We start from the raw sequence: 13041 nt of genomic DNA on the forward strand, positions 1-13041 counted from the left end.
CTCAAACAGCTGGAAGAACACTCGCTTAATCAGAGGAATGACTTTGTTGCACTTGACTTGACAATTGGGGTTTTTTTATAGATTGAAGTATGGTACAATAAGATAAAATTCTATATTTGAGGAAAATATATTTTGAAAAAGAAGTTGCTCGTTTTAGGAATCGTCATTCTAACTCTACTCCGCCCTCTGTCGATCGCGGCGGATGAGCTAGTGGATATGGCGCAAAAAATGTATCCCAATGATCATGTGCAGGCCTATAACCGACCAAGGTCTTCTCTCGTCATCGATGCGAATACCGGGGATGTTTTGTGGAGAGACAATATTGATGAAGTGCGGGATCCAGCAAGTATGAGTAAGCTCATGACCCTGTATCTGCTCTTCGAAACCATGAAAGAGGGAAAAATTACCAAAGATACGGTTGTCACTGCAACAGCTGCGGATCAATCCATGTCAAAAATCTATGAGATTTCCAACAATAACATCGTTGCAGGTGTGGACTATACGGTCTCTGAATTGATTACCATGACGGCTGTTCCATCCTCCAATGTAGCTACGATTATGTTGGCCAATCTCCTTTCTAACCACGATGCGGATGCCTTTATTCAGCGGATGAACGAAAAGTCCAAGGAGTTGGGGATGACCAATACCATTTGGAACAATCCGAGTGGAGCGGCCATTTCAACCTTCCAAGGTTTATATACCAGTTATAACTATCCAAATGATGCGGCCAACCAAACAACTGCAAGAGATTTGGCGATTCTCGTCTATCATTTCGTGAAAGAATATCCAGAGATCCTTAGTTATACCAATCAGGCTAAGGTGACCGTAAAACAAGGAACGCCTTATGAGGAGACTTTTGATACCTATAACTATTCCTTGCCAGGAGCTAGATATGCTCTTGAAGGAGTAGATGGTCTGAAGACAGGTTCGAGTCCACGTGGTGCCTTTAACTATATCGCAACCGCTAAACGGGGGGAGCAACGAATTATCTCCGTAGTCATGGGTGTTGGTGATTGGTCCGACCAGGATGGTGAATACTATCGACATCCATTTGGTAATGCCTTGATTGAAAAGGCTTTTGCTGATTATCGTTATAAGAAGTTGTTGGACAAGGGTGTTCAGACGATTGATGGAAAGACCTACACACTGGATCAACCTTTCTATGCCACGGTCAAAAAGGGAGAAGAGAATCCAAAACTCGTTGTCAAAGATGGACAGGTTGAGGCGGATTCAGGCTTGATGACCCTATCAGAAAAGATTTCTGATGGACTTCCAGTCAAAGAAGGAGCAGTGAGTCAATCGGATTCCCAAAGTACGGCGGCCCCAGCTAGAGAGAAATCCTCCCATTTTCCTCTTGAAAGCCTGGTCATTCTGATTCCAATTTTCATTCTTGCTATGATTCTGTATTTAGAAAGAGCTCATCGCAAAGAACGGGCGCGCAAGGCTCAGGATCGCTACAAAAAATAACTGATCAAAACTCAACTGAAATCCAGTTGGGTTTTGTCATTGCCTTTTATTTCTCATGTTGAAAGGAAACTTATGAAAGCATTTCGAAATTCCTATCCTGCTTATTTATTTTTATATAGTTTTTACTTCATGTCGACGGCCCTCTTTACGACTTTAATCTCTGTCTATCTGATAGGCCAGCAGTATTCAGCCAGTCAGGTATCTAATTTGGTGTCGACAGCCTTTTTCCTATCCATGCTTACCCAGCCCTTATTTGGTTATATCAATGAACGATTTGGCATTGTTAAAATCACGACCTTGAGCTTAGGAGTCCTCTTGGCAGGAGTGGGTGGCTTTATCTGGGCCCCTAACTTCTTTTGGTTGACGATTTTTTATGGCTTGGTATTACTGTGTCTAAATGGGACGGCTCCCATGATGGAGATTTTAGCTACCCAGAGTCCCTATGCTTTTGGAAAAATCCGCGTTTGGGGGACGCTAGGGTATGCGGCTGGAGCCCACCTAGCTGGTTGGCTCTATGCTCATCTTAGCCCCCAGTCTGTATACTATTGTGTATTGGTCACGATCCTTCTTAGTTTCTTCACTTTAGGGGCTATCCGTATTTCCAAGACCAATCGGGTACAGAAAGAAGCTGTCTCGATCCGTCCTTTGCTCCATAATGGACCCTATCTCTTTTTCCTATTACTGATGGGGCTTGTGTCGGGCGTGGGGAATATTGGCCATACCTATATTCCAGCTCTCTTGATGGATAGTGGCCTTCCTGTTCAGATAGCCTCTACGGTTGTGGCCCTATCTGTTGTTGTAGAAGCGCCCCTCATCTTTTTTTCAGACCGTTTTATGGACCATTGGCCCTTGCGTTTACTAATCTTGCTTCCTGTGGGGATCCTCTTGCTCCAGTATTTTATCTATGCTCTTCCGAGTCCGGTCTTCTTAAAAGTGCTGGTCACCCTCTTGGCTAAGCATACGACAGGGATGGTCTTGATCATGGTCTCCTTGCGTTTTATCTCCCAACAGGTGGATAAGAAAGATCTAGTCTTAGCTATGGCTCTTGTACAAGGAGTCCGCTATCTTGGTACCATTCTCTTGCAACCGCTAGCAGCTTTCTTTGTGGATCACGGAGGATTTTCAATGATGAGTTACTTCTTGGTGGCTGTCCTAGTCCTCGTCCTTCTACTAAGCCTCTTTTTAAAGATGCCAAAAGGGAAATCTCCAGGTCTCTTTGGGAACACGAAGGAGTAAAAAGTTTAGGAAATAGAGTTTGTGAATAGAAGGACTTATGCTATAATGGAGAACGATGATGTTTATGAAAGAAATGAGAGAGAATGAAGTTTAAACGTGCCTTATTTGCGACACTTTCCCTTGCTTGCCTATGTTTCCCAATGCTAGCAAAGGCAGATGATCTTTACCAACAAGAAGATATCATGTCGATCACAGAAAAATCTGGGACTTCGGTGGATGAATTTTTCCGTCCCAAGGCTGATATTGTCGTTGATGCTCATACAGGAGCTATTCTTTATGGTGATAATATTGATGCTCCTCGTGACTCGGGTAGTATGGCTAAATTGATGTCTGTTTATGTTCTTCTGAGAGCTATTAAAGAAGGGCAGCTGGATTATGATACCCTGATTACAGCGACGGATACGGATGTGATCATTTCTCAAAATCAGAAGTTGAGCAATAGTCCCATTGTGGCGGGTGCTCAATACAAGGTATCGACCCTCCTAAATATGATTTTTGTTCCTTCATCCAGTGCTGCGACCATCATGATTGCCAATAAGGTGTCGGGAGGAGATCCAGATAAATTCTTGGATTTGATGAACCAGCGGGCCCAGGAAATTGGAATGACCAATACCAAGTGGAACAATCCTAATGGTGCCCCAACTGCAGTCTTAGATGGCTACTATAATCCGACCCGCTATGATCAAAATGCCATTAACCAAACAACCGCAAGAGATATGTCTATTTTGGCCTATCACATAGTTAACGAGTTCCCTGAAATTCTCAACTATACTAAAAATGCCAAGATAACTCTCTTCCAAGGTACAGATTATGAAGAAACCCATGAAAATTATAATTATTCCTTGGAAGGTGGAAGATATTCTTTAAAGGGAGCAGATGGCCTAAAAACCGGCTCTAGTCCGACAGCAGATTATAATTACACCTTGACGGTTAATCGTGGAAATCAGCGATTTGTTCAAGTCATTATGGGAGTCGGTAACTATGATGTAGAGATTGCAGAAAGTCTTCGCCACGTCATTGGGAATGCCCTGATTGAAAGACTATATCAGGATTATGAATACAAAGAGGTGCTGCCTGCGGGGGATCACACGATTCAGGGCCAAACCTATCACTTAGACAAACCCTTCTATGCTACAGTGAAAAGAGGGACCAATCCAGAGATCAGTGTTCAAAATGGCCAACTACAAATCGCAAATGGCTTGCAAACTGTTTCTCCGTCCATTCAGCAAACGCAGGCTGTAAGCGCCGTAGAAGCGCCCCATCAGAAGACTACGAGTAGTCGTCAAAAAGGCTGGGATCCAATGTGGCTCTTTTGCTTCCTTCCTTTTATTTTCTTAAGAATTTTCTTTAACGTGAGATATAAGAGAAGATAAGAAGATTTCCAAATAAATCGATAGACCGGAGATAGACTGATCTCTGGTCTTTTTTTAAAGAATCAGGGGACAGGTATGAATTGACGGCAACCGGGCTTGATGCTAGAATGGTAATGGAATGATAAAAAGGAGAGATTGAATGAAAAAAAGACTGTTAACAATGGTTGCTTTAATGGGAGTGCTTGGGCTAGTAGCCTGCTCAAATCAAGAAGGGACCTCGTCCAGTGAAAAGTCAGTTCAGGGAACAGCCCAGTCTTCTAGGGCCTCTCAGAGCAAGAAAGTGACCAGTTTGAAAGGATCCTCAGAATCTCCTTTTGTTTTGTATACAGATGAGGAACTTGAAAATGCCAGAACCGTTGGGGATTTTAAAGCTCTCTATGCTTTGATGATGGACCGAACAGTTGCTCATTCGGAGGAAGCAGGAGCATCACTCACGGGCTCTGCAAAAGAGACCTATGAGACTTATCTGAAAGACTTGAAGGAGAAAATGGAAACGAGCAAGGCCCGTTTTAATGAATCCATGGATACGATAGGGTCTGAAGACACCGATGTTCCGGAAGATACTCGTGCAAGCATTGTCGAAAAATTCGAAACGGCTCGAAAACAAGCTGAAGCATCTGAAAATGGGACCTCCCCATCAGCGGAAAGTCAAGATCCGGCATCAGGCGAGAAAACGAATGAGTCAGATCAGTAAGCGGGGGACATTATATAAAGTCTTGTCTAGGATGGATGAACCTTCGCTTTATATGTAAGTAGGATCATATCTAAAAAAGGAGCTTGGCTCCTTTTTTCTTTCTCTTCTATTATAAGCGTCTTCGGTTACGAATTATATAAGTGGAGGTGATGACATGTTTATTGCGGCTGATGCAAAGCAACAGCGTTGGAATTGTTTGGAGAAGGTTCCGATGAAAAGAAATGGTCCCTTTGTCTGTCTCCTGTGTGGAAAGGAAGTCCGCTTAAAGAAAGGGCGAGTGAAGCGTCCTCATTTTGCTCACGTCAACCTAGAGGCTTGTCCCTTCCGTCATGAAACGGAGAGTCCAGAACATTTGGAGTTAAAGTTGGAGCTTTATCGATGGGCCAAACAAAATACCCAAGCTGAAGTGGAAAGTCCTTTGCAGGCTCTTCAACAGATTGCGGATGTTCTCCTTCCAGATCAAAAGATTGCCTTAGAAGTGCAATGTAGTTCCTTGTCTATGGAGCGTTTAAAAGAACGGAGTGATGCCTATCGCATGCATGGTTATCAAGTTTATTGGTTATTGGGGAAAAACTTATGGCTCAAGAAAAGCCTGTCAGCTCTGCAAGAAGGTTTTGTCTATTTTAGCCAAAATAGGGGCTTTCATCTCTGGGAGTTGGACCTAGAACAGCAAGAAGTTCGGCTCCACTATCTCATTCATCAAGACTTGCGAGGGCGTCTTCATTATCGGACTCAACATTTTCCTTTTTATGGAAGAAGCCTATTAGAAGTTTTGCGGACCCCTTATGCCCAACAAGGCTTGCAACGAATGACGGTCCCTCTAGATCGACAGTTTAAGGACTATCTTCGTCAGCGGTTGTATTACCGGCATCCTAAGTGGATGGCCCTTCAGGAACAACTCTATCTGAAAGGAAAGCATCTTCTGGACTTAGATTTGGAAGCCTTTTATCCACTTTGTCGTCCACTGAAGTCTTCCCATTTTATCCAGATTAGGGGAGATTGGCGGAGCTATTATCAGGACTTTATGACCTACTATCGTCGAACTGGAATGAAAGAAACTCAGACTCTTTATTCACCTCGTTTTTATCAGAATGGGAAAGCTTAAATTTCCGTGAAACAAATCCCACCAAATGGTAATATTGTGATAGAATAGAAGCATTGGAGGATTTTTGTAATGGTAAAACAACGAAATGAAATTGATGAAAAATACCAGTGGGATTTGTCGACCATTTTTGCGACAGACCAAGCTTGGGAGGAAGAAGCAACTGCTTTAGCTGCAGCCATTAAAGATGCTGCCCATTTTGCAGGTTCTTTATTGTCTTCTCCAGCCAACCTATTAGAAACCACAGAAGTTTATTTGGACTTGAGCCGTCGTTTGGAGAAGGTCTATGTCTACGCCCATATGAAGAATGACCAGGACACACGCGTAGCCAAATACCAAGAATTCCAATCAAAAGCGATGTCCCTTTACAGCCTTTTAGGGGAGACCTTTGCCTTCTACGAACCAGAATTTATGGAGATCACCGAAGAGCAATATGCTAACTTCTTGAAAGAAGCCCCTGCCTTAGAAGCCTATGCTCATTACTTTGATAAACTGCTAAAAACCAAAGAGCATGTTCTCTCTCAAAAAGAAGAAGAGTTGCTAGCAGGAGCGGGTGAAATCTTTGCTGCGGCAGGTGAAACCTTTGAGATTTTGGACAATGCCGATATCGTCTTCCCGATGGTGAAGGATGACCAAGGACAAGAAGTACAGTTGACCCATGGAAACTATATTTCTTTGGTAGAATCTAAGGATCGCCAAGTCCGTAAGGAAGCTTACCAGGCCTTGTATGGTGTCTACGAACAGTACCAACATACCTATGCTAAGACCCTTCAGACCAACGTCAAGGTTCACAATTACAATGCCAAGGTTCGCAAATTCTCAAGCGCGCGTGAGGCAGCTCTTTCTGCTAACTTTATCCCAGAAAGCGTCTATGATAGTCTAGTAGAAGCAGTGAATAAGCATTTGCCTTTGTTGCAACGCTACGTGAAACTCCGCTCAAAAATCTTGGGAATTGAAGATTTGAAGATGTATGATGTCTACACACCATTATCTTCTACCGATTACAAGTTCACCTATGAAGAAGCCCTTGCCAAGTCTGAGCAAGCTTTGGCGGTGCTTGGTGATGACTACCTATCCCGCGTGAAGCGCGCCTTCACTGAACGTTGGATCGATGTTCATGTCAACCAAGGAAAACGCTCAGGTGCCTATTCAGGTGGATCGTATGACACCAATGCCTTTATGTTGTTGAACTGGCAAGATACATTGGATAATCTCTTCACCTTGGTGCATGAGACTGGTCACAGTATGCACTCCAGCTATACCCGTGAAACTCAGCCTTATGTCTATGGGGACTATTCGATCTTCCTTGCTGAGATTGCTTCCACAACCAATGAAAATATCTTGACCGAGCAATTGTTGGCAGAAGTAGAAGATGATGAAACCCGTTTTGCTATTCTCAACCACTTCTTGGATGGTTTCCGTGGTACCGTCTTCCGTCAAACCCAGTTTGCTGAGTTTGAGCATGCCATTCATAAAGCAGATCAAGAAGGACAAGTCTTGACCAGCGAATTCTTGAATGAGCTCTATGCGGACTTGAACGAGAAATACTATGGCCTTTCAAAAGAAGACAATCCAGAAATCCAATACGAATGGGCTCGTATTCCTCATTTCTACTATAACTACTATGTTTTCCAATATTCAACTGGTTTTGCAGCAGCTTCTGCCTTGGCTGAGAAAATCGTTCATGGAACACAAGAAGATAAGGACAAATACCTAGAGTATTTGAAGGCTGGAAATTCGGATTATCCACTCAATGTGATCCGCAAGGCGGGTGTTGATATGGAAAAAGAAGACTACCTCCATGCAGCCTTTGAAGTCTTTGAACGTCGTCTCAATGAATTTGAGGCCCTGGTTGAAAAATTAGGGTTAGCCTAAGATGGTTGAGTCTTATAGTAAAAATGCGAACCACAATATGCGCAGACCGGTTGTGAAGGAGGAAATTGTCTCCTTTATGCGGGAGCGCCAAGCACCTGTTACGGATGCCTTAAAGGAGCTAGAAGAATTTGCTCGCCGGGAAAATATTCCTATTATCCCTCATGAAACGGTCGCTTTCTTTCGTCTCTTTTTGCAGACCATGCAGCCCAAGTCTATTTTAGAAATCGGGACAGCAATCGGCTTTTCGGCCCTCTTGATGGCGGAGCAAGTGCCTGATGCAAAGATTATGACCATTGATCGCAATGAGGAAATGATTGGTTTTGCCAAGGAAAATTTTGCTCGTTTTGATCAACGCAAGCAAATCACCCTCTTAGAGGGAGATGCGGTGGACCTGCTGGAGCATATTGAGCAATGCTTTGATTTGATTTTTATGGATTCGGCTAAGTCTAAGTACATCGTCTTTCTTCCAGAAGTTCTCAAACGATTGGGAGTTGGGGGAGTCGTGATTTTGGACGATATCTTCCAAGGAGGAGATGTGGCGCGTGATATTATGGATGTACGGAGAGGACAACGTACCATTTACCGAGGTTTGCAACGTCTCTTTGACGCCACTTTGGACCATCCTGGCTTGACAGCCAGTCTGATCCCCCTCGGTGACGGCATTCTCATGATTCGTAAAAATCAGGAAGAGATTTCTTTGCCGACAGAAGAGTAGCTTTTAGACTTATTTAAGTTATCCTGTTGAATTTGTGGTAAAATAGTAGCAGTGAATTTTAGAATGGAGAAATAAACATGAAGAAAAAATTTGTAGCTGGAGCGGTGACCCTTTTATCAGTCGTAGCGCTAGCAGCTTGTGCAAAAGGTGGCAGTGACAAAGATATCGTCACAATGAAGGGGGATACCATCACTGTTGGTGACTTCTATGATGAAATCAAACACAACCAAGGTGCCCAACAATACCTGTTCCAAATGACCATTAATAAAGTCTTTGAAAAAGAATACGGCTCAAAAGTCTCAGACAAAGATGTTGAGAAAAAAGTTGATGAGCAGAAAAAACAATTGGGTGAAGCCTTCAATAGCTACCTCACTCAACAAGGTTTAACAGAAGAAACCAACAAACAACAAATCCGTAGCAATCTTTTGTTAGAGTATGCAGTTGACCAAGCTATTTCAAAAGAGTTGACAGACGAAGCTTATAAAAAAGCCTTTGAAAGCTATACACCAGAAATCACTGCAAATGTGATTAAATTGGATTCAGAAGAAAAAGCCAATGAAGTTCTTGCAAGTGTAAAAGCTGAAGGCGCAGACTTTGCACAAATTGCCAAAGAAAACTCTACAGATGCTAGCACCAAAGATAAGGGTGGAGAAATCAAATTTGACTCTGGAACAACAACTGTTCCAACTCGTGTCAAGGAAGCAGCATCTAAGCTTGATGTAAATGGTATTTCAGATGTCGTTATTGATCCTGCTAGTCAAAAAAGCGCTGGTGCCTACTATATCGTTAAAGTAACTAAGAAGGAAGAAAAAGGATCTGACTGGAAGAAATACGAAAAACGCTTGAAAGAAATTCTGACGGCTGAACGTAAAAATGATGCCAACTTTATCCGTAGCATCATTGCCAAAGCAATGACAAATGCCAATATCAAGGTGAAAGATGATGCTTTCAAGGCAACCTTCAACCAATACATGCAAAATATTGGTGCAACAACAGAAGATAGCTCATCTTCTAAATAAGGATATTAGTTGACGAGCATTGTATTTATCTGTATAATGAGATAGTTGAGAATAAATCATTTAGAATCAGATGCAGAGAAGTGGCGGGGGTGCGAGCCATGGAAGAGGAATGATTTTGCTACTCAATAGAACAATTACATAATCGAATGAAGAATGACAAGTTCATTGAATGAAGGTGGTACCGCGGTTTTTCGCCCTTCGTTAGTGAGCTTGTCTTTTTTTCAGCATTTCTACCGGAGATCCTTTCTAATAAGAGAAAGGTCTTCATAAGGATTTGCAGGAGGAAACTGATGAAAACGTATCTGGTCAAACAAAAGTTTCGACTTGGAGGGGAACGCTTTGACATCAAAAATGATCTAGGAATGGTGGAATACCAGGTAGAAGGTTCATTTTTTAAGATTCCTAAAACCTTTACGGTATTTGATGTGGAAGGCCATAAGGTCAGCCATATCACGAAGAAGCCTTTTAGCCTCTTACCCCAATTCACTGTAGAATTGGCGGATGGCTCCAGTTTTTTCATCCGTAAAAAACTAACTTTACTCCGTGATAAGTACGATATTTCTAATTTAGGACTACGTATCGAAGGCAATATCTGGGATTTGGATTTCAAGTTATTGGATGATCGCGACCAGCTGGTTGCAGAGATTAGCAAACAAGTCTTTACCTTGACGTCGACTTATCAGGTATCCGTCTATGAAGAGGAATATGCCAATCTCGTGATTTCCTTGTGTCTTGCCATTGACTATGTAGAAATGATGGAGAATGGCTCCTAAGCCGATCAATAGAAAACAATAAATAGAGGAGAAAACATGAAACAATTATCTAGTGCACAAGTCCGCCAAATGTGGCTTGATTTCTGGGCGACCAAAGGTCACTCAGTAGAACCATCCGTTAGCTTGGTTCCAGTAAACGATCCAACCCTTTTGTGGATCAACTCAGGGGTTGCTACTCTTAAGAAATACTTTGACGGAACTATCATTCCTGAGAACCCACGGATTACCAATGCGCAAAAAGCAATTCGTACCAACGATATCGAAAACGTAGGGAAGACAGCGCGTCACCACACCATGTTTGAAATGTTGGGGAACTTCTCAATTGGGGATTACTTCCGTGACGAGGCCATTACTTGGGCTTATGAACTTTTGACAAGTCCTGAATGGTTTGACTTCCCCAAAGAAAAACTCTACATGACCTACTACCCAGCTGATACAGATTCTTACAACCGCTGGATTGAAGTGGGCGTGGATCCAAGTCACTTGATTCCAATCGAAGACAACTTCTGGGAAATCGGTGCTGGACCTTCTGGACCAGATACAGAAATCTTCTTTGACCGTGGGGAAGCTTTTGACCCAGAAAATATCGGTATTCGACTTCTCGCAGAAGATATCGAAAACGACCGTTACATCGAAATCTGGAACATCGTCTTGTCACAGTTCAATGCGGACCCAGCTGTCCCTCGTAGCGAGTACAAGGAGTTGCCACACAAGAACATTGATACGGGCGCTGGTTTAGAGCGTTTGGTAGCGGTGATCCAAGGGGCTAAGACCAACTTTGAAACAGACCTCTTCATGCCAATCATTCGTGAAGTTGAGAAATTATCTGGTAAGGTCTACGACCAAGATGGCGACAACATGAGCTTCAAGGTTATTGCAGACCACATCCGTTCGCTTTCATTTGCGATTGGGGATGGTGCTCTTCCTGGAAATGAAGGTCGTGGTTATGTCCTTCGTCGTCTCCTCCGTCGTGCCTCTATGCATGGTCAAAAATTGGGCATCAACGAGCCTTTCCTTTACAAACTGGTTCCAACTGTTGGAAAAATCATGGAAAGCTACTACCCAGAAGTGCTTGAAAAACGTGACTTTATCGAAAAAATCGTTAAGAGCGAAGAAGAGTCATTTGCGCGTACCCTTCACTCAGGTCAACACTTTGCCCAAGGTATCGTAGCAGACTTGAAAGAAAAAGGCCAAACGGTTATTGCTGGTCAAGACGTCTTCAAACTTTATGACACATACGGATTCCCAGTGGAATTGACAGAAGAAATCGCTGAAGAAGCTGGCATGACGGTTGACCGTGAAGGCTTCGAAGCAGCAATGAAGGAACAACAAGAACGTGCGCGTGCATCTGCTGTCAAAGGTGGATCTATGGGGATGCAAAATGAAACCCTTCAAAACATCACTGTAGAAAGTATCTTCAACTACAATGCTAGTCAATTGTCTTCTAAGTTGGTGGCTATCGTAGCTGACAATGCTGAAGTAGAAGCTGTTTCAGAAGGAACTGCATCTCTGATCTTTGCAGAAACACCTTTCTACGCTGAAATGGGTGGACAGGTTGCTGACCACGGTCAAATCTTGGATGCTGCAGGAAACCTGATAGCGACTGTAACGGATGTTCAAAAAGCACCAAATGGACAAGCTCTTCATACTGTTGAAGTCCATGCACCGCTTGCTTTGAACCAAGAATACACTTTGGCCATCGATAGCAATCGTCGTCACCGTGTCATGAAGAACCACACGGCGACTCACTTGCTCCATGCGGCTCTTCACAATATCCTTGGCCACCATGCAACTCAAGCAGGTTCACTTAATGAAGTGGAATTCCTTCGCTTTGACTTCACCCACTTCCAAGCAGTAACTCCAGAAGAATTGCGTGCTATTGAGCAACAAGTCAATGAGAAGATTTGGGAAGCCATCGCAGTGGAAACTGTTGAGACTGATATTGATACAGCTAAAGATATGGGTGCTATGGCCCTCTTTGGTGAGAAATACGGTAAGGAAGTCCGTGTTGTGACCATCGGTGACTACTCAGTCGAGCTTTGTGGTGGTACCCACGTTGGCAATACTTCTGAGATTGGCCTCTTCAAGATTGTCAAAGAAGAAGGGATTGGATCAGGAACTCGTCGTATCTTGGCAGTGACTGGTAAAGAAGCCTTCGAAGCTTATCGTGATCAAGAAGATGCTCTGAAAGCCGTCGCAGCAACCTTGAAAGCACCTCAACTCAAGGAAGTTCCTCACAAAGTGGAAGGCCTTCAAGAACAACTCCGTCAATTGCAAAAAGAAAATGCTGAATTGAAGGAAAAAGCTGCAGCAGCAGCGGCAGGTGATGTCTTCAAACATGTTCAAGAAGCAAACGGACACCGTTACATTGCTAGCCAAGTTTCTGTATCAGATGCAGGTGCCCTTCGTACCTTTGCGGATAACTGGAAACAAAAAGACTACTCAGACGTCCTTGTTCTGGTCGCAGCAATCGGTGACAAGGTCAATCTTCTCGTAGCAAGCAAGAACAAAGACATCCACGCAGGTAACTTGGTCAAAGAATTGGCTCCAATCGTTGATGGACGTGGTGGTGGAAAACCAGACATGGCCATGGCAGGAGGAAGCAACCAAGCCAAGATCCAAGAATTGTTGGATGCCGTAGCGGGTAAATTGTAAGCAACAAGAGATCTACCTTCGGGTAGGTCTTTTTGTATGGTAAACTGTTAAATCTTTGATAAATTGTAAAATATAGTGCAACAAAAAAACTCATAGCGTTTCATTGGGGTAAACTGTAAGTATTCACACAAA

10 protein-coding genes are annotated in these 13041 nt (G+C 43.2%); all 10 read left to right on the plus strand.

What is annotated here, in order from left to right; genetic code table 11:
- Positions 1-132: 132 nt before the first annotated feature.
- The 10 genes from K1J10_RS08805 to alaS all read left to right on the plus strand — a co-directional run bounded on the left by K1J10_RS08805 (position 133) and on the right by alaS (position 12909).
- Positions 133-1467 (plus strand): DUF1958 domain-containing protein, encoded by a 1335-nt coding sequence (locus tag K1J10_RS08805; protein WP_223356886.1) that lies wholly within the window; start codon positions 133-135, stop codon positions 1465-1467.
- A 72-nt stretch (positions 1468-1539) separates the two neighbouring features.
- Entirely contained in the window at positions 1540-2703 is a 1164-nt protein-coding gene (locus K1J10_RS08810) for an MFS transporter (protein ID WP_223356887.1), read from the plus strand.
- Between the two features lie 83 nt (positions 2704-2786).
- Positions 2787-4076, plus strand: a complete 1290-nt coding sequence (locus tag K1J10_RS08815) for a DUF1958 domain-containing protein (protein WP_223356889.1) — start codon at positions 2787-2789, stop codon at positions 4074-4076.
- 139 nt (positions 4077-4215) lie between these two features.
- The gene (locus K1J10_RS08820) at positions 4216-4770 is read left to right on the plus strand and encodes a substrate-binding domain-containing protein (protein ID WP_223356891.1); all 555 of its coding nucleotides are present in this window, start codon (positions 4216-4218) and stop codon (positions 4768-4770) included.
- A 154-nt stretch (positions 4771-4924) separates the two neighbouring features.
- Complete coding sequence (locus K1J10_RS08825) at positions 4925-5875, plus strand: competence protein CoiA (RefSeq protein ID WP_223356893.1); 951 nt, start codon at positions 4925-4927, stop codon at positions 5873-5875.
- 69 nt (positions 5876-5944) lie between these two features.
- Positions 5945-7747 carry an oligoendopeptidase F gene (gene pepF, locus K1J10_RS08830; RefSeq protein ID WP_223356895.1) on the plus strand — a complete coding sequence of 601 codons (1803 nt, stop codon included), beginning with the start codon at positions 5945-5947 and terminating at the stop codon, positions 7745-7747.
- A gap of 1 nt (position 7748) precedes the next feature.
- Positions 7749-8462 carry an O-methyltransferase gene (locus tag K1J10_RS08835; protein WP_223356897.1) on the plus strand — a complete coding sequence of 238 codons (714 nt, stop codon included), beginning with the start codon at positions 7749-7751 and terminating at the stop codon, positions 8460-8462.
- 77 nt (positions 8463-8539) lie between these two features.
- Complete coding sequence (locus tag K1J10_RS08840) at positions 8540-9481, plus strand: peptidylprolyl isomerase (protein ID WP_223356903.1); 942 nt, start codon at positions 8540-8542, stop codon at positions 9479-9481.
- Positions 9482-9771: 290 nt separating this feature from the next.
- Positions 9772-10254, plus strand: a complete 483-nt coding sequence (locus K1J10_RS08845; protein ID WP_223356904.1) for an LURP-one-related/scramblase family protein — start codon at positions 9772-9774, stop codon at positions 10252-10254.
- Positions 10255-10290: 36 nt separating this feature from the next.
- Positions 10291-12909, plus strand: a complete 2619-nt coding sequence (alaS, locus tag K1J10_RS08850; RefSeq protein WP_223356905.1) for an alanine--tRNA ligase — start codon at positions 10291-10293, stop codon at positions 12907-12909.
- Positions 12910-13041: the final 132 nt, after the last annotated feature.

It is taken from the genome of Streptococcus australis, from assembly GCF_019930045.1.
In the GTDB taxonomy this organism is placed as follows: Bacteria; Bacillota; Bacilli; order Lactobacillales; family Streptococcaceae; genus Streptococcus; species Streptococcus australis_D.

Excerpts from the sequence above, each read along its gene's own strand:
- K1J10_RS08835 (WP_223356897.1), top strand. The coding sequence starts at position 7,749 with ATGGTTGAGTCTTATAGTAAAAATGCGAACCACAATATGCGCAGACCG.
- K1J10_RS08840 (WP_223356903.1), top strand. The coding sequence starts at position 8,540 with ATGAAGAAAAAATTTGTAGCTGGAGCGGTGACCCTTTTATCAGTCGTA.
- pepF (WP_223356895.1), top strand. The coding sequence starts at position 5,945 with ATGGTAAAACAACGAAATGAAATTGATGAAAAATACCAGTGGGATTTG.
- K1J10_RS08845 (WP_223356904.1), top strand. The coding sequence starts at position 9,772 with ATGAAAACGTATCTGGTCAAACAAAAGTTTCGACTTGGAGGGGAACGC.
- K1J10_RS08815 (WP_223356889.1), top strand. The coding sequence starts at position 2,787 with ATGAAGTTTAAACGTGCCTTATTTGCGACACTTTCCCTTGCTTGCCTA.
- K1J10_RS08825 (WP_223356893.1), top strand. The coding sequence starts at position 4,925 with ATGTTTATTGCGGCTGATGCAAAGCAACAGCGTTGGAATTGTTTGGAG.
- alaS (WP_223356905.1), top strand. The coding sequence starts at position 10,291 with ATGAAACAATTATCTAGTGCACAAGTCCGCCAAATGTGGCTTGATTTC.
- K1J10_RS08810 (WP_223356887.1), top strand. The coding sequence starts at position 1,540 with ATGAAAGCATTTCGAAATTCCTATCCTGCTTATTTATTTTTATATAGT.
- K1J10_RS08820 (WP_223356891.1), top strand. The coding sequence starts at position 4,216 with ATGAAAAAAAGACTGTTAACAATGGTTGCTTTAATGGGAGTGCTTGGG.